Origin of the sequence: Streptosporangium sp. NPDC049046 (genome assembly GCF_040649155.1) — a bacterium.
Lineage (GTDB): Bacteria > Actinomycetota > Actinomycetes > Streptosporangiales > Streptosporangiaceae > Streptosporangium.
Genome location: NZ_JBEZEZ010000036.1, coordinates 65,977 through 81,660 on the forward strand (window position 1 = coordinate 65,977; position 15,684 = coordinate 81,660).

Annotated in this window: 15 protein-coding genes; 9 read left to right on the forward strand and 6 right to left on the reverse strand. The window is 68.0% G+C overall.

Going from position 1 to position 15,684, the window contains the following annotated elements; translation table 11 throughout:
* Positions 1-9: 9 nt before the first annotated feature.
* On the reverse strand, positions 10-1,128 hold the full coding sequence (locus AB0B96_RS35210; protein ID WP_362905821.1) for an acyl-CoA dehydrogenase family protein: 1,119 nt from the start codon (positions 1,126-1,128) through the stop codon (positions 10-12).
* Positions 1,129-1,848: 720 nt separating this feature from the next.
* Between AB0B96_RS35210 and AB0B96_RS35215 the strand changes: the two genes are divergently transcribed.
* The 4 genes from AB0B96_RS35215 (at position 1,849) to AB0B96_RS35230 (ending at position 5,758) form a co-directional block, all read left to right on the forward strand.
* Entirely contained in the window at positions 1,849-2,121 is a 273-nt protein-coding gene (locus AB0B96_RS35215) for a hypothetical protein (protein ID WP_362905823.1), read from the forward strand.
* 650 nt (positions 2,122-2,771) lie between these two features.
* Positions 2,772-3,599 carry a CPBP family intramembrane glutamic endopeptidase gene (locus AB0B96_RS35220; protein WP_362905825.1) on the forward strand — a complete coding sequence of 276 codons (828 nt, stop codon included), beginning with the start codon at positions 2,772-2,774 and terminating at the stop codon, positions 3,597-3,599.
* Positions 3,600-3,671: 72 nt separating this feature from the next.
* The gene (locus tag AB0B96_RS35225) at positions 3,672-4,454 is read left to right on the forward strand and encodes a MerR family transcriptional regulator (protein ID WP_362905827.1); all 783 of its coding nucleotides are present in this window, start codon (positions 3,672-3,674) and stop codon (positions 4,452-4,454) included.
* Between the two features lie 137 nt (positions 4,455-4,591).
* A complete protein-coding gene (locus AB0B96_RS35230; protein WP_362905829.1) occupies positions 4,592-5,758 on the forward strand; it encodes an SGNH/GDSL hydrolase family protein in 1,167 nt (388 codons plus the stop codon).
* A 117-nt stretch (positions 5,759-5,875) separates the two neighbouring features.
* On the opposite strand, the gene AB0B96_RS35235 is transcribed toward AB0B96_RS35230, so the two are convergent.
* The 5 genes from AB0B96_RS35235 to AB0B96_RS35255 all read right to left on the reverse strand — a co-directional run bounded on the left by AB0B96_RS35235 (position 5,876) and on the right by AB0B96_RS35255 (position 10,798).
* The gene (locus AB0B96_RS35235; RefSeq protein WP_362905831.1) at positions 5,876-7,120 is read right to left on the reverse strand and encodes an FAD-dependent oxidoreductase; all 1,245 of its coding nucleotides are present in this window, start codon (positions 7,118-7,120) and stop codon (positions 5,876-5,878) included.
* Positions 7,121-7,270: 150 nt separating this feature from the next.
* A complete protein-coding gene (locus AB0B96_RS35240; RefSeq protein WP_362905833.1) occupies positions 7,271-8,839 on the reverse strand; it encodes a helix-turn-helix domain-containing protein in 1,569 nt (522 codons plus the stop codon).
* A gap of 55 nt (positions 8,840-8,894) precedes the next feature.
* Complete coding sequence (locus AB0B96_RS35245) at positions 8,895-9,236, reverse strand: TraR/DksA C4-type zinc finger protein (RefSeq protein WP_362905835.1); 342 nt, start codon at positions 9,234-9,236, stop codon at positions 8,895-8,897.
* A gap of 517 nt (positions 9,237-9,753) precedes the next feature.
* Entirely contained in the window at positions 9,754-10,119 is a 366-nt protein-coding gene (locus AB0B96_RS35250) for a hypothetical protein (protein ID WP_362905837.1), read from the reverse strand.
* 235 nt (positions 10,120-10,354) lie between these two features.
* A complete protein-coding gene (locus tag AB0B96_RS35255) occupies positions 10,355-10,798 on the reverse strand; it encodes a PASTA domain-containing protein (RefSeq protein ID WP_362905839.1) in 444 nt (147 codons plus the stop codon).
* A 159-nt stretch (positions 10,799-10,957) separates the two neighbouring features.
* Between AB0B96_RS35255 and AB0B96_RS35260 the strand changes: the two genes are divergently transcribed.
* The 5 genes from AB0B96_RS35260 (at position 10,958) to AB0B96_RS35280 (ending at position 15,402) form a co-directional block, all read left to right on the forward strand.
* On the forward strand, positions 10,958-11,194 hold the full coding sequence (locus tag AB0B96_RS35260) for a hypothetical protein (RefSeq protein ID WP_362905841.1): 237 nt from the start codon (positions 10,958-10,960) through the stop codon (positions 11,192-11,194).
* An 89-nt stretch (positions 11,195-11,283) separates the two neighbouring features.
* Positions 11,284-12,069, forward strand: coding sequence for an ABC transporter ATP-binding protein (locus AB0B96_RS35265; RefSeq protein WP_362905843.1), 786 nt, complete (start codon positions 11,284-11,286; stop codon positions 12,067-12,069).
* A gap of 1 nt (position 12,070) precedes the next feature.
* Positions 12,071-13,456 (forward strand): ABC transporter permease, encoded by a 1,386-nt coding sequence (locus tag AB0B96_RS35270; protein ID WP_362905845.1) that lies wholly within the window; start codon positions 12,071-12,073, stop codon positions 13,454-13,456.
* 66 nt (positions 13,457-13,522) lie between these two features.
* Complete coding sequence (locus AB0B96_RS35275) at positions 13,523-14,785, forward strand: sensor domain-containing protein (RefSeq protein WP_362905847.1); 1,263 nt, start codon at positions 13,523-13,525, stop codon at positions 14,783-14,785.
* Complete coding sequence (locus AB0B96_RS35280; protein WP_362905849.1) at positions 14,770-15,402, forward strand: response regulator transcription factor; 633 nt, start codon at positions 14,770-14,772, stop codon at positions 15,400-15,402. The genes AB0B96_RS35275 and AB0B96_RS35280 overlap by 16 nt, the downstream gene beginning before the upstream one ends.
* Positions 15,403-15,684: the final 282 nt, after the last annotated feature.

Consider the following 15,684-nt stretch of genomic DNA (forward strand, 5'->3'; position numbering starts at 1 on the left):
CGATCCTCTCTAGAACAGCGGCAGGCCGAGCGTGGCCCGTCCGACGAAGTCGTGCAGGGCCTCGGTGGTGGGCGCCATCACGCGGGCGGCCAGGGAGTCGCGGAACAGCCGCTCGACTCCGGTCGCCTTGCGGAACGCCGACCCGCCGCACAGGCGCATCACCCCATCGGCGACCTCCGCCGCGGCCTCCCCCGCCACGGCCTTGACCTGGAGCACCCGTAACGTGGCGTCCTCACGCCCTGCCCCGAGTGCTGCCAGGGTGTCGTCGCGGAAGGTCCGCACCGTGTCGGTGCGGGTGCGGAGCCGAGCGAATCGGGCCCGCTGCAACGGCTGCTCGGCGAGCGACTGGCCGAGGTGGTCGAGCCGCACATCGACGAGATGGTCGCGCGCCTTGGTCACCAGCGCCTCCATCAGCCCCAGCGAGAACGAGGCGTTCAGCACCAGGAAGTACGGCAGCGCCGAGGCCAACGCCAGGTCGAGTCCCGCGCCGTCGGCGCCCAGCATCGCCGAACCCGCGACCGAGACCCCCTTGCTCTTGATCGGGTTGGAGGCGTTGCCTCGTAGCCCGAACCCGTCGAACGGACCTCCCACGTCGAGCCCGGCGGCGTCGCTGGGCACGAGCCAGATGGTCATCGGCCCGTCGCCGGTCAGCGGCCGACTCGACCAGACGTAGCTGTCGGCCTCCCCGGCGGCGGTCACCCAGCTCTTGTCGGAGTTGAGTCGCACGTCGTCACCGTCGGGCTCGGCCGTGCCGAGGGGTGCCCAGAAGTGGCTGCGGGATCCGGCCTCGGAGAAGGCGAGGGTGGTCAGGTGCCTGTTTCCGGCGATCGCCTCGCGGGTGGCCCGGTCGCCGTGGGCTTCGATGAGAGCGGTGGCGGAGTAGTGCATCAGCAGCACCATGGCCGTCGACCCGCACACGCCGGCGATACGTTCGATCACCTGGGCAGCCGCGGCCATGTCCGCGCCACGTCCGCCGACGTCCTCGGCGCTGATCAGTCCCAGCATTCCGGCTTTCCCGAGAGCGTCGATGCCGGCACGGGGGAAGGTTCCGGAACGGTCCGTCTCCGCGGCTTGGGGGGCGATGGTTGACTCGATGGCGGAGTCCAGGGCGGCGTGATCGACGGGCATGACCATTCACCACTTTCAGCAAGATTGGAATGCGTCGTTTATTCTCGCACCAAATAGCGAGATCGACGTTGCGAGCCTACGCAAAGCAACTGTTAGCGTCAACTGTCAGAAGTGTATTCCCAGGCAGGAGCGACAGGATGAATAATCTTCACCTTTGTTTCGATGCCTGAAAAACGGCTGCAATTCAAACGTTCTTTAGATTTAACGGCTCGAATCCGGAGCGCGGGAACGGTTGAGCGCACCAAGGCTGACGAGCCCTTCCCCATCCGAGCGAACGTCCGGCTCATTCGCCGTGACCGCCGGCCAGAACCTCGTCTAGGGCGGCGTTCGCGAAGCCCTCGAAGCGGACACGGCGCACGGAATCCGGACGACCCGACCGCGACCGGCGGGCCACTGCTGGACCGTCCCTCCCCTGCCGATCTTTTGCGGAACGACGGCCGCACGGGTCCCACCGATCCACGTCGGTGTCTCAAGAGCTGGATGACTAAAACGACGTCTCCAGCCACACTCAGGGTGACCGACACGCCAGACCACCGGCGCGCTCACCGCTCCGCTCTTGCCCGATCGGTCCGCCGTGGCGCTCACGTGTTCAGGTCAGGCGAAATCGCCTCGGCAAACGCACCATCAATCCGAAATATGGATAACCGGTATCTTCTCAGGCCCGACAGCGGATGCTCATCTGAAGGTGTTCTCCTTCCCGGACGTGAGGAGTCACCCACGATGAAGATCCGCCGACTGCGTTCCGCCGTCCTCGCCGTGGCGCTGGGCGCCGGCATCCTGGTCGGTACCGCCACCCAGACCGGCGCGGCCAGCGGGGACTGGCCGACACGAGACTGGTACAAGGTGGGCCCCTTCCCCACCCTGGCCGAATGCGATAGCTACTACGACATCGACGCGCAGAGCGGTCTGTACAGCGGGCTCGTCGGCTGTCGCTGGCTCCTCGGGGGTAGCGCTTATCCGTCGGGCTACTACTACGAGGTCTACATCCCTTGAGCTTCAGTCGAGCCCGAGCCCTTGAAATACCCGAGGCGCGGGTCTCGAAGGAGTGACTCCGCAGCAGGCCGAGGCGTTCGAGGCGGCCCTCCGGAGGATTGTGCGGTGACGGCATCTCGGGAGATGCCCCGTCGAGACACTCGGCGGGGCATTGTCGTGTTCAGAGCCGCTCTCCCGCATCCGCAGGGAAGGGGAGCGACTACCGATTCATCGTTCACGAAGCGGGTTTACGGCCATCCGGGCCGACAGCGGGAGACTCTCCACGATCACTGACACGAGGTGCGGTTCGCCGCCCGTGGCCTGAGGTTTCCAAAACCGGACGGCGGCCCCTCGCTTGACCCGGTCCGGAAAACAGGGGGTGCCGATTCGCGGCGCGTCGTCGCGCGCTCGCCGCCGAGGTCCTCTAGATCGTCGTGCTCCACCCCGGACACGTTCACCTGGGCGACTTGAGTCTGCCCCCAGGGCATGGTGTTCGCTCGTGAGCGCAACGACCGGTTCGAGCCCGAGAGGAACCCCCGATGGATGGACCAGGATCCGGCGATCCCCGAAACACGACGAATCACCCGAACCCCGCGGCCCCGAGTCCTTTGACGCAAGGGCGCTTCGGGCCGGCCGTCGACGACTCCCGGCCGTTCGGCGCGCATCTCCGCATGAGCCGGTGGAAGTCGCTCGTGGTCATCATCGTGCCGGCACTGGTGCTGGTGGTCCTGCAGATTCTGCTCTACCAGATCGTCGGCGTCATCGAGGGCAGCGACGACCCCATGTCAGCCACCTTCACGCCGTTGAAGTTCCTGGCCGTCAACCTGAGCGTGGGCGCGACGGGTGCGCTGGCGATCCTGCTCCTGGTGTGGACGGCGAAGGTACCGTGGCGCAGCCTGATCAGCTCACCACGAGCGTTCGACGCGCGCCGCCTGACGCAGTACCTTCTCGGCGCGGCGCTGCTGGTGGGCGCCGGGATCGGCGTCGTGGCGCTGGTCGCTCCCGACGCTCCCGGCTGGACGGCCTTCGGCGTGAGCACCACGACGATCATCATGCTGGTGATCATCCTCCTGACCACTCCGATACAGGCCGCCGGAGAGGAGTTGATGTTCCGAAGCGTCGTGCTGCCCGCCGCCGCATCCTGGGTGCGTGCGGTTCGCCCGGCCCTGGTCCTGGGAATCGTGGTCTCCAGCCTGGCCTTCGCGGTGCTCCACGGGTCGACCGACCCCTGGTTGTTCGGCTACTACGTCGTGATCGGCATCTGCACCGGGCTGATGGCGATCATCAGCAGGGGGATCGAGGCACCGGTCGCGTTCCACATCGCCAACAACGTCCTGGCGACGACCGTCAATACACTGATGGCGGACGGCGAGGCGTTCCCCCTCGACCGCTCCACCGATACCGGCGACGCATCCCTGCTGATCCTTGTCGCCGTCAACATCGGCATGGTCGTCCTCGTCCGGCTGCGCGAGCGGCGAGCAGCGGACGAGCCCGATTGATCCTGCGTCGATGTCACATCCACGAAGAGAGATCGCCGGACGCGCGATATCGCATGAGGAGGCGAGCGATCCATGCCCTGGAGCACTCACGAGATAGCCGAGCTCGCGGGAACCACGGTGAAGACGGTGCGCTACTACCACGAGATCGGCCTGCTCGATGAGCCTGACCGCGAGCCCAACGGCTACAAGCGATACGAGATCCACCACCTCACCCGGCTTCTGCAGATCAGGCGACTGACCGGGCTGGGCGTGTCGCTCACACAGGTGGCCGCGATGGGAACGGACACCGACGGTCATGCCTCGGTCTTCCGGACCATCGACGCCGAACTCAAGGCGACGGTGGAACGGCTCCAGAACATCCGGCAGGAACTGGCCACACTGTCGGAGCCGGGCGCCTCGGCGGACGTGCCGACCGGGTTCAGCGGCGTCGCGGAGCAGCTGCGCGACAACGATCGAGCGCTCCTCATGATCTACGCCCAGCTCTTCTCCGACGAGTCGATGGAGTCCGTACGGCGAACCCTTGAGGCACGCCCCAACGTCGCACTCGACGAGGAGTTCCGTGACCTTCCCGAGGACGCCGACGAGGCCGCTCGACAGGCCCTGGCCGAGAAGATCGCACCGTTCGTCAACGGCGCGACCACCGATCACTCGGTCACGTTGGAGCCCAGGTCCTCCACCCCGCGGCAGGTGCGAGCGGCCCAAAGCGCCGTCGGCCATGCCCTCGAAGCCCTCTACAACCACGCTCAGCTCGACGTGCTGCGTCGGGCACACATGATCAGCACAGCCAACGGCGACGCACGCTCGGTGTCGCGCGACGAGTCGAAGGAATCTCCCGGAGACGGCAGCACGGCGTAGGTATCCGGCCCAGCCTTGAGGTGCTCCGGGCCTGACGGGGACTCGCGCCACCTGGCTCCTTCGCGTCGGGCAGCACGACCGTCAAAGGAAGTACGGTCGGAAGCCGACCGGCGGCAACGGCCCTCACAAGGAGACGCATGACGACCTCATCCCGCGATCTGATCTCGGTGCCGCTCACAGCGGCGCTGTTCCGCGGCGCGGCCGAGATCGAGACGACCGGACACGGGGTAACCGTTCACCGGCTTCCGAGCCGGGCACGCGCGCAGAGCACCGATCCGCAGCTCGCGATGGTCGAGGCCCAGCCATCCGGCGTGCACCTCGCGCTCCGGACGGCGGCGTCCACGATCGAGCTTGAGGTGCTCCGGTCTCGGACGACGTACACCGGGATCCCACCCCGGCCGGACGGCATGATCGAAATCGTGGTCGGCGACGCTCCCGTTGCGAGCGCGACGACGTCGGGAGGGATCACCGTCACGATCGACATGTCGACGGGGGCCCGATTCGTCGAGGAAGGCCCCTCAAGCACCGCTCGCTTCACAGGGCTGCCCGATGCCCCCAAGGATGTCGAGATCTGGCTCCCTCACAACGAGGCGGTCGAGTTGATCGACTTGCGTGCGGACGCTCCCGTCGAACCGGCGCCCGATCGGGGCCGGAAGAGGTGGATCCATCACGGCAGTTCGATCAGCCAGGGCTCCAACGCCGTGCGGCCGACCGGGACGTGGCCCGTGGTCGCGGCGCGCCGCGCCTCCGTCGAGTTGATCAATCTCGGACTGGGCGGCAGCGCGCTGCTCGATCCCTTCGTCGCCCGGACGATCCGCGACGCCGCCGCGGACGTGATCAGCCTGAAGCTCGGGATCAACCTCGTGAACACCGATCTGATGCGGATGCGTGCCTTCGGACCGGCTGTGCACGGCTTCCTCGACACGATCCGCGACGGACACCCCACGACCCCGCTGCTGGTCGTCTCCCCCATCTACTGCGGGATCCATGAAGACACTCCCGGGCCGGGCGCCTTCGACCCGGACGCCCTCGCTCACGGCGCGGTGCGCTTCCAGGCCACCGGAGACCCCGCCGAGCGGTCGGTCGGCAAGCTCACCCTGACGGCGATCCGCGGGGAACTCGCACGTATCGTCCGCGATCGGCGGCGCACGGACTCGCACCTGCATTACCTGGACGGGCTCAGCCTCTACGACCAGGCCGACGCGGCGACCCACCCTCTCCCCGATGCGCTTCACCCCGATGCCGCGACACATCAGATGATCGGCGAGCGGTTCGCGCGGGTACTCTCGGACCTCCCCGCATGACCGCGGCACTCAAAGCCACGGTCACCGGGACAGTGACTTGGCTGCGCAGGGGGGCAGCGCTGCCCGTCCGCTCGTTGTGCCGGCACGGCGGGCCGGACGGTTGGCGCGCGGCCCGCGTCAGCGGAGGGGGTCGAGGTCGGCCAGGGCGGCGGGCTGCTTGCCGGTGGTGATCTGCTCGGCCAGCAGCCTGCCCGTGATCGGACCGTGGGCCAGGCCCCACATGCCGTGACCACCCGCCACGTAGACGGTGGGGGCCACCGTCGCGCCGACGAGCGGCCGTCCGTCCGGGGTGACGGGGCGGGGCCCCACCCAGACGTCGGTGCGCTCCTCCCAGCGCACACCCCGCAGAAGCGGCCGGACGGAGGCGACGAGGGCCTCCAGCCGGGCGGGCACCTGCGGGGCGTCCGGGTCGCGGAACTCCATGGTCCCCGCCACCCGCAGCCCGTCGCGGTACGGCGTGCACGCCACCCGCTCCTCGGGCAGGTAAATGGGGCCGGGGACAGGATGGTCGACCGGCACGGTGAAGGAGTAGCCGCGACCGGCCCGCACCGGGACACGCACGCCCCACTGCCGGGCCAGGCGGGGCAGCCAGGCGCCGGTGGCCAGCACCACCGCATCGGCGGACAGCACGGTGCCCTTGGCCGAGCGGACGATCACCTTCCTGTCGTCGGTGCGCACCTCGTCGACCTCGACGGCGTACACGGTCGCGCCGCGTCGCATGACGGCCTTTCCCAGGGCGTGCACGAAGGCGCCCGGGTCGACGTAGCGCTGACCGTCGATCCGCACCCCCGTCTTCAGCGCCTCACCGGCGAGCGGGACCCGCTCGGCCAGCCCAGCGCCGTCCAGCACGGTGTGCTCGACCGTCTGCCCGGCCGCCCCCAGCCTGCGCAGCTCGCGCAGGAGGCTCTCGGCCTGACGTGGCGTACGGAACGCCGCGGTGATCGGCGCCGCGACGACGGGTGCGGACACACCGTTGGCGGCGAGCACCTCGTAGGCCTCGACGCATTCGTCGTTGAGCGGCAGGTTGGCGCGCGCGGCGCGGGTCCACGACCGCCAGTGGCTGTTGGCGGCGAAGCGGGCCAGGAAACTCCACAGGCCCGGATCGAGAGTCGCGGGCACATGCAGCGGCGCGGCCGGGTTGAGCAGCGAGCGCAGGCCGTAGCGCAGGACGGCGGGTTCGTTGAGCGGGATGGCCAGGCCAGGCGCGATCCAGCCGGCGTTGCCCCAGGACGCGCCGGCCGCCACGCCGCCGCGGTCGACCACGTCGACCTGGACGCCACGCTCCTGCAGGAACCACGCGGTCGACAGACCCACGATGCCCGCGCCAACCACGATCACCGATCGCGGCCAGTTGCCGACCATGCCAACCTCCAACAGGTACGAACGTCGATGTCCTGGCCAGGATGGCGCGGGCGGTGACCGGCGGCGTTGTGAGCGGGCGACAATCGCGGCGCCGCCGTTGTGGATCCCGCACAACGCCGGCACCGGGAACGGTGACGGGTCCTGATCAGGTCATCGGCGAGGTTCGTCCTCCAACGCGGCCAGCATGATGGTCATGGCCAGGCGCCGACGGGCGTCGTACAGGTCCAGCGGACTCAGCTCGTCCATTTTGCGGAGCCGGTTGCGGACGGTGTTGGGATGCACCCCGAGCCGCTCGGCGGCCAGGGTGAGGTCGCCCTGGCTCTCCAGCCAGGCCCGCAGCGTGGCGACGAAGCACGTGCCGTGCCGGGTGTCGTGCCGCAGCAGCGCGCCCAGTGGCCCGCGGGCCGGTGCCCGGCCGGTCCGCGCGGCCGCGCGCAGCCGCCGCAGCAGGATGTCGTCCCAGGACTCGTCGTAGGCGGGCGGCACGGTCCCGGGCTCGGCGCTCTCGTGCAGCGCCAGGCACTCGTCGGCCTCCTGGCGGCCCGCGGCCAGGTCCGCCGCCTCGGCGGGTGCGCCGATCCCGGCCATGACGCGCACCTGGGCGGGCAGTTCGGAGCGCAGGGCCGTGATCCACTGCCTGGCCGCCTCGGCCCGCTCGGCCGGCAGGATGGTGTAGAGGGTGTCGCCGAGCAGCGCGCTGCGCCCGGGCCTGGACCAGCCGAAGCCGGTGGTGGCCTGCTCAAGGGCGAGCAGCAGCGCGGCGTGACGATCGTCAGGGGTGTACGCGCGGACCGCGATGACGCGGATCGCCCGCGGGGCCAGGCCCAACCGGCTGATCACCGTCGCGGCGTCGGCGCTGCCCTCCAGCAGTCGGATGACCAGGTCGGACTCCACCTGCCGCTCCAGGTCGGCGCTGGCCCGGGAGCGCAGCAGATGCAGGGCGACGGTGCGCGCGCCGTCGACCAGAGCCCGGCGGCGGTCGCCCGTCAGCGGGTCGGCGCAGCTCACCCACACCGAACCGAGCAACTCGCGGCCGGCCCGCACTGCCACCGCCATCCGCCCGGTCAGGCCGTGCCCGGCGTCGGCGGGGACGAACACCGGCTCGTTCGTCGCCGCCAGGCGGGTGAACACCTCCTGTCGCCGGAACAGCTCGCGCAGCCGTTCCGGGACCCGCCGCCCGAGGATGGTCTCCAGCCGGGCCGGATCTCCCGCCTGCTGGGAGCGGGAGTAGGCCAGGACCTGCGAGTGCCGGTCCTCGATGGTCACCGCGCCGCCGATGACGTCGGCCAGGTTGTCGGCGAGGGCGAACAGGTCGGTGGGGCCGCGTCCCGAGGCGGTCTCGCGGCTCTCCAGCACCAACCCGTACACCACGCCGGCCAGCTGACTCCAGGAGACGGCGGGGTCGGCCAGCAACACGGCCACTCCGTACTGGTCGGCGATCGCGGCGGCCTCCCGCTCGACGTCCGCGCCGCTTTCGCTCTCGTCGCCGGTTCGAGGGGGGCGTACCAGGACCGCCGTGGCCCTGTCCGCGGCCGCCCACCGCACCGCCTCGGCGAGTGAGGAGGCTCCGACGGCGAGGAGCAGGTCGCCCGCGACGTGGTGGTCGGTGGAGTCCGGTATCGCCACGCTGCGCAGCCACGCCGAGCGCGCCTCGGGACGGCCGTACAGCCGCACTCCGTACCCGCCGAGCACGTTCACCAGACGGTCCAATGTGATCATGTTCAGCTCCGGGTGATCGGAAAGAGGGCGGATCGCTCCACCCTCTTTCGTGATGTCAGGCGGCCTCGTGCCGCCGTTGGCAGTCGATGCAGGTGCGTGCCAGCGGCCGGACCTTGAGCCGTTCGAACGGGATGGGGGCCTGGCAGTGGGTGCAGCGCCCGTAGGCGTCGGCCGCCAGCCGCTCACAGGCAAGGGACAGCTCCGCGACGGCGCGCTCGGCAGCGGTGATCGAGACGACCAGTTCCTGCCAGGTGCCGTCGGCACCGCTGCTCTCCTGCTCCTGGACCCGCAGGCCGTGCAGGTGCCCTCTGCGCTGTTCCAGCTGCTCCAGCAGGTCCTGGCGCAGTGACTGGAGCTGCACGCTGCTGAGATGCGATGTCGTGTGGCTGTCGGTCATGATCATGTGATCCTTTCCATGATGGGTCGGGAAGGTGTTGGAGAAGGGAGCCTCGGCGAGATCTCTTTCGCGTCGCGGCACGTCAGCGGGCGGACAGGGCGAGGTCGGCCGCCAGGGGCGGCCGCGGGCGCAGCCGTATCAGGCCGCGAACGGCCGCGTGCTGAGCCTGCTCCGCGCCGACCGGAAGCCTCAGGAGCGCGTGGCCGGCGCGGAGGCTCCGTGAACCGACGCGACAACGACCATGGCGATGATCGGCTCCTGGCGGACGCCGACGGAGGCGGACGTCGGCAGAAAAGGCGGCACGGCGAAAACTCCCCGAATCCGAAGGGGTCGCTTCAGACGAAGATCGCCTACCGCTTCTCCTGCCAAGGAGACGTCACAAGATGTCTTCAGGACGCGCAGCGGCACGCCAGGACCCGCGACAGGGAAAGCCCGGTATGGGCAGAGAGGGTGCACCGGATGCGCTGTTGTCGGACTCCGCAGCACGTGGCCGCGGAGCCCGACGGGAAGACATCGGCTAGATCAGCGGCGGGCTGCGCGATCCCGTGATGCGGTGAGCCAGTTGCTGAGGCTCGCGCAGCGTATCCGCGTCCGAGCTCGGCGACGGCAACAGCACCAGATGTGCGAGTTCGCCGCGCGTGAGCGGCCGCAGGGACAGCACGTGGTGCGCGCGGGCGTCACCCGCCTGCGGCGGCAGGCTGGACAGGTCGACGTCCCATCCGCCGGGCTCCCACACCGGGCCGGAGGCCGAACTCTGGGTAACCGTCGAGGCGCCGCAGCTCGCCTTGCACGAAGCGCCGGCCAGCACCAGGGACAACAGAACCAGGCCCATCACGCCGACGAGCGCGATGGACCCCTGTGGAGTTCTCCACGGTCCCGTCATATGGCCGACCATAGCCCACCCCACCGGAAAAGACATTTCACGGCATCAGCCACAAGATCCGCGAGCAGGCCGACAATGCCTGGTGAGCCGGGGCGGGGGTCATCCGCCGGGGGCCCGCGTCTCCCCGCCATCAAAGCGTGGCACGACGTCCGGCGATTCCCCGCATGCCTTGGGCAGCTGACCGCGATCGAACACGGCGGCGCCCCCGAAGGAAGGGCCCCCTTCACTACTCGTCTTACTCGCCGATCTTCTTCGCATACAAGGTGATCAACGTGTCGACCGTCACCTTCCGGCCGGCGGCGGGCGTCTGCCTGGTCACCACCCAGTTTCGGTCATACACCTGGAAGCGGTTTTGCCCGGTGGCGTCCTTGTCGTTCAGGATGTAGAAGCCTGCGGCCTGCATGGTGTCCTGCCCCTCCTGCAGGTTCATCCCGACAACATCCGGCAGGACCTTCTTCTCAGCCGCCTCTTCCTTCTCCTCGGTCGGGGCGGGAGGGGGCTCCTTGTCGTCCTGCTCGGTCGGCTCAGGGCTCTTCTCCACAGGTGCCGGCGCGGTGACGGTCACGACAGGCGCCGGCGCGGTGACGGTCACGACAGGCGCCGCGGTGTCCGCACCCGCCCCGCATCCAGCGAGAGCGGCGACGACTGCGGCGATCACGATCGAGCCGGCGATTCTCATGCGGGCACTCCTGCGTTGTAGTGAACGGATAGGTGAGGACGGTTCGGGCGGCCTGCTGGTTGACCGGTGAACGCCGTTCTGTTGGGGTGCCAGGATGCGATGCTCCACTCACCGTGAAAGGGCAGGGGCACAGGCCACGTCCTGAGCGGTGACGTGCTGATGATCCCTGAGCACCACCAATTCGCCTTCAAGATCGGGCGTAGGGAATACACCTACCTGCACCTGACGAGGCTCGGCCTGACCCCGCTCGACCGCTTCCGTACCTGCCACCTGCTCGCGAACGCGGTCGAGGAGGTCTACGGCGTCTCCGGCCTGGAGTCGATGCAGCCGCTACCAAAATGCGGGCTAGGGCTCCGGCCTTACATCATCACGCACACCGGTCTGCCGCGGAGCTGAGGCTGCCGGATGGAGGTAACGCTGGCGTTACCTCCGATTGGGGCGACAGCATCATCGACTGGTCTCGGTTCACGGCGTGAGATGGATGTATGACTGCACGTCCTTCTCAGCCGCATGTCGGAGCCTCGATCGGACAAGCGCATATGAATACAGCGCCCACGATCCAGGCCAATCAGATCGTCAAACTTCCCAGTGGCGGCGGACAGCAGGTTCCGATCCTTCGAGGCTGCTCCCTCGAACTGCGCGGTGGCGGTCTCACCGCCGTCGTCGGCGCCAGCGGCGCCGGCAAGACGTCCTTGCTCTACTGCCTTGGTGGCCTCGATCGCCCCGATCAGGGACAGGTCTCGATCAACGGGACCGACCTCTACGCTCTCAGCGACGAGAAGCGCACCCTGTTCCTCCGACAGACCGCGAGCTTTGTCTTCCAGCAGTACAACCTCATCGGCTACCTCACCCTTGAAGAGAATGTCCGCCTTCCTCACGCCCTGGCCCGGCAGCCGGTCGATACCGCCGCTGTTAAGGACATACTCTCCCGGTTCGGCCTCTTCGAGAAGAGAGCGGCGAAGGTAAGCACCCTCTCCGGCGGCGAGCAGCAGCGGGCGGCCCTGTGTCGGGCGATCCTCATGAGGCCATCGGTGATCTTCGCCGACGAACCCACCGGCGCACTCGACACCGCCAACACCGGCATCGTCCTGAAGGTTCTGCGAGACCTCGCCACCCAGGACTGCTCGGTCGTCATGGTCACCCATGATGTCGAGTCCGCGGCTCTGGCGGACCGGATCGTGTTCATGCGCGACGGGCTCATCGTTCATGTCGCCGGCAGGCTCAGTGCCGACGAAATCCTCCACACCATGGCCCGCCTCGGAGGCAGGTGAAATGCGCAAGTACGCCCGCCGTATCCTATTCGCCGACCTTGGCAGTTGGTGGCCGGCGATTACCACGATCGCTGCTGTGACTGCATTGGTCGGCCTATGCGCGACACAGTTCGCCTGGACCCACGACCAGCGTTTCGTTGCCGCTGCTGAATCGCAGGGTCATTCGATCACCGAGTTCACCATCGTCTCCGAGACGATCTACATACTCGTCGCCGCCCTCGCGCTGTTCTCGCTCACCGTTGTCGGCACCGCGACGGTCGAGTCCACACGGCGCACCTTCTCTCAGTGGCGGCTCGTCGGGGCGAGTCCCAGTGACGTCCGTCGCAGTATCTGGTCTCTGGTCGCCACGGCCGCGCTCATTGGTGCGGTGCCCGGTTCGCTCACCGCTATCGGCCTGAGCTACCTCGTCGTTCCGACCTTCAATCAGATGGCAGCACCGGGCTTTGACGCACCAGTCTTGCCCCCGCCGATCCTCGCCTGGGTCTTCTCCCTTGTTCTCGGCGTCATCACCTGCCTGCTCGGGGCCTTTGGGCCTGCCTACACGGCCTCGCGGACTCAGGCGATCGAGGTTTTCCGCGCCATCTCCCGCACCCGCCGCAAGGGCTGGTGGTGGCGGGCTCCGGTGGCAGGGCTCCTGCTACTGTCCTCCCTCGGCCTCCTTGCCGCCTCAGCAGCTCTCGGTGCCCATGAGGCCGGTGTGGCGGTGATGTTCAACCTTGCCCTGAATGGAGGCATGGCTGCGGTCATATTCGTCTACATCATCGGCCCACTGATCACCCCGGCAATCCTCGCCGTGGCTGGTCGCCTAGCTGGCGCATTTGGCAGCGTCACCGGGAGGTTGGCCGCCAATGCCGCCATCGAAAGGGCAGGCACGAGCGCGAACACCGTCGCTCCCCTGGCCGCGGGCATCGGCGGAGTCGGGGTCATGCTCACCTCCGTCGAGTCCACCGCAGTGGTCGTCCATACCCTCGACAACTCGGCCGAGACGAGTCTCGTCGACACTCTCGTCATGACCGCCCTGATCTCTTTCGTCCTCCTGGTCACCTCCGCAGCCGTGGTCTCACTGGCTGCTCGGGACGTTGAGCGTGAGCACTCGCTGCTGCGGGTGGCGGGCATGTCGAGTCGGCGCATCTCTATTTGGTATGTATGGCAGGCCTTCCTGCTCGCTCTGACTGGCACCGTCCTCGCGCTCATGCCAATCGTTATCACCGTGGCGACGACGGCCATCAGTTCCACGGCCTACGTGGGAGAGCCGATCGTCGTCATACCGTGGGCAACCCTGACCCTCGGCTTCGTCCTTAGCTGGCTCATGCTCTTCCTCGTCCAGTGGTGCCCGGCCAGACCTTCCCTGCGCGCCGACATCGCCGTGGGTCTACGGACGGCGTAAAGGCTTGGTATGCGCGCTGAGATGACACACGAACAAGCCCCAGGAGCGCCCGGAACAATGGGGCGTATGGGAGAAGAACAGCGGATGGCCGCCACCCCTGGCCTCGCGCTGCGCCAACACCGGCTCTCGCTGCTGTTCACATCCTGGCCCTGGCGGTCACTGGCTTATCTGCTGACCACGCCGTTGGTCGCTCTCGCCTGGCTGCTCACCTGCTGGCCGTTGCTTCCACTCGCCGGGTTACCGCTCGGGCGAGTGGAACGATGGCGGCTGCGCTGGACCGACCTCCATCCCATCCCCGACCCGCACACGTCCACACCTTCCAGCGGGTTCCGGCTCTGGGCCCGGCATCGGCTCGGCGAGCGGATCACCTGGACCGAGCTGCTATACGGGGTCGTCCTGATCCCACTGTCGCTAGTGGGCTTCGCCGTCATGACCATTGCCCTGCTGTTGCCTGCTGCGCTTGCCGGAGCCAGTGGGCTCCTGATCACCCTGCTCGTACTCGGGATCGACCCCGGGACTGTCGATCCGACCTCGGAAGCGATTCATGAGAACCCCATCGCCCAGGTCGGGGTCTTCCTGCTCGGTCTGCTTCTGCTCGCAGCCGGCATGTACCTCGTGACGCTCGCGGCCGAAGGACAGAGGTATCTCACTCGGACGCTCATCAGCGAGCATGGCGCCGAGCTTGCCGAGCAAGTGCACGACCTGACCCGATCCCGTGCTCGGATCACCACAGCGTTCGATGACGAGCGGCGGCGCATCGAACGTGATCTGCACGACGGCGCCCAGCAACGCCTCACTGCACTCGTCATGACACTCGGTGCGATGCGATACCAGCACGACCGCGGAAGCGACATCACTCAGCTCATCGAGCAGGCGCGCGTCGACGCGCAGCAGGCCGTCACCGAGCTCCGCGACATCGTGCACGGCATCTATCCCGCCGCGCTCCGTGACCACGACCTCGCCGACGCCCTCGATGAGCTCGTCGCTCGCACCGACACCCATGGACTCGCCGCCTCTGCGTTCATCGACCTGCCGGCAGACCTGCTCACCGAAGTCGAGGTGGGTCTCTACTTCGCCGCCAGTGAACTGTTCACCAACGTCACCAAGCACGCCAACGCCACGATGGTCACGCTGCTCGCGCATCACACGCCGGACGGGACTGTTTTCCTGACCGTCGAGGACGATGGATCGGGCGGCGCGCTGCCGGATGGCACGGGCCTTCTCGGAGTCATCGACCGAATCGAAACCCTTGGCGGGCGCGTCAAGATCAGCAGCCCCGCCGGAGGCCCCACCCGCATCACCTTGGAGGTCCCATGCGCATCGTCATAGCCGAGGACGCCGCACTCCTGCGCGAAGGACTCGCACGTCTGCTCACCACTGCTGGTCACGAGGTCGTCGGTGCCGTTTCCGACGGTGACTCGCTCCTGGAAGCCGTGCGTGCGCATCACCCGGACCTCACGATCATCGACGTGCGGATGCCGCCCACCCATACCGACGAAGGCATCAAAGCCGCACAAGCACTCCGGCTGCTCAACCCCGCGGAACCCATCCTCGTGCTCTCGCAGATCGTCTCAGGACGTGCTGCCGCCGACCTCCTTACGACCGGCGATGGCGGCATCGGGTACCTGCTCAAAGATCGTGTCGGCGATCTGGACGAGCTCCTTCGAGCCCTCGACACCATCGCAGCCGGAGGCGAAGTGATCGACCCCGAAGTCATCCGCAAGCTGCTCCGCCGCCGATCCAATCTGGATGAGCTCACTCCACGCGAGTCGGAAGTGCTTGCGCTCATGGCAGAAGGCAAGACCAACACCGCCATCGCCAGCGAACTCGTCATAACCGATGCGGCCGTGGCCAAGCACATCAATCGCATCTTCGCCAAGCTCGACCTCGGCGACGGCAGCGCCCACAAGCGAGTACAGGCTGTCCTCACCTACCTCCGGCAGTAGCAGAGGCACCGACTCCCGAGGTCGGCGATGTCGTCCTGCTCAGCACCAACACCTTTGGCTTTCGCTTCATGTGGTGGAACGGCGAGCACTCCGCGCGGACGGGCCGCAGGAAGTACGCCGCTCACACGGCGGACAACCCGGCGGCAGCCGCTCGCCGGATCGCTGACCGTTACGCCGCTCTCCGCGCTGTCGACGTCGTTCGAACCGTGACCCCTTATCGGCGTCTGAAAGCTGACCCCTGTCGTGTACTTGATTGTTACTGGTCGTTGCTGGGATTGGCCG

What these genes read in the sequence shown, in the direction of transcription:
- AB0B96_RS35260 (WP_362905841.1), top strand. Translation starts at nt 10,958, where the DNA reads ATGATCCCTGAGCACCACCAATTCGCCTTCAAGATCGGGCGTAGGGAA.
- AB0B96_RS35270 (WP_362905845.1), top strand. Translation starts at nt 12,071, where the DNA reads ATGCGCAAGTACGCCCGCCGTATCCTATTCGCCGACCTTGGCAGTTGG.
- AB0B96_RS35265 (WP_362905843.1), top strand. Translation starts at nt 11,284, where the DNA reads ATGACTGCACGTCCTTCTCAGCCGCATGTCGGAGCCTCGATCGGACAA.
- AB0B96_RS35280 (WP_362905849.1), top strand. Translation starts at nt 14,770, where the DNA reads ATGCGCATCGTCATAGCCGAGGACGCCGCACTCCTGCGCGAAGGACTC.
- AB0B96_RS35240 (WP_362905833.1), bottom strand. Translation starts at nt 8,839, where the DNA reads ATGATCACATTGGACCGTCTGGTGAACGTGCTCGGCGGGTACGGAGTG.
- AB0B96_RS35275 (WP_362905847.1), top strand. Translation starts at nt 13,523, where the DNA reads ATGGGAGAAGAACAGCGGATGGCCGCCACCCCTGGCCTCGCGCTGCGC.
- AB0B96_RS35215 (WP_362905823.1), top strand. Translation starts at nt 1,849, where the DNA reads ATGAAGATCCGCCGACTGCGTTCCGCCGTCCTCGCCGTGGCGCTGGGC.
- AB0B96_RS35235 (WP_362905831.1), bottom strand. Translation starts at nt 7,120, where the DNA reads ATGGTCGGCAACTGGCCGCGATCGGTGATCGTGGTTGGCGCGGGCATC.
- AB0B96_RS35230 (WP_362905829.1), top strand. Translation starts at nt 4,592, where the DNA reads ATGACGACCTCATCCCGCGATCTGATCTCGGTGCCGCTCACAGCGGCG.
- AB0B96_RS35245 (WP_362905835.1), bottom strand. Translation starts at nt 9,236, where the DNA reads ATGACCGACAGCCACACGACATCGCATCTCAGCAGCGTGCAGCTCCAG.
- AB0B96_RS35220 (WP_362905825.1), top strand. Translation starts at nt 2,772, where the DNA reads ATGAGCCGGTGGAAGTCGCTCGTGGTCATCATCGTGCCGGCACTGGTG.
- AB0B96_RS35210 (WP_362905821.1), bottom strand. Translation starts at nt 1,128, where the DNA reads ATGCCCGTCGATCACGCCGCCCTGGACTCCGCCATCGAGTCAACCATC.
- AB0B96_RS35255 (WP_362905839.1), bottom strand. Translation starts at nt 10,798, where the DNA reads ATGAGAATCGCCGGCTCGATCGTGATCGCCGCAGTCGTCGCCGCTCTC.
- AB0B96_RS35250 (WP_362905837.1), bottom strand. Translation starts at nt 10,119, where the DNA reads ATGACGGGACCGTGGAGAACTCCACAGGGGTCCATCGCGCTCGTCGGC.
- AB0B96_RS35225 (WP_362905827.1), top strand. Translation starts at nt 3,672, where the DNA reads ATGCCCTGGAGCACTCACGAGATAGCCGAGCTCGCGGGAACCACGGTG.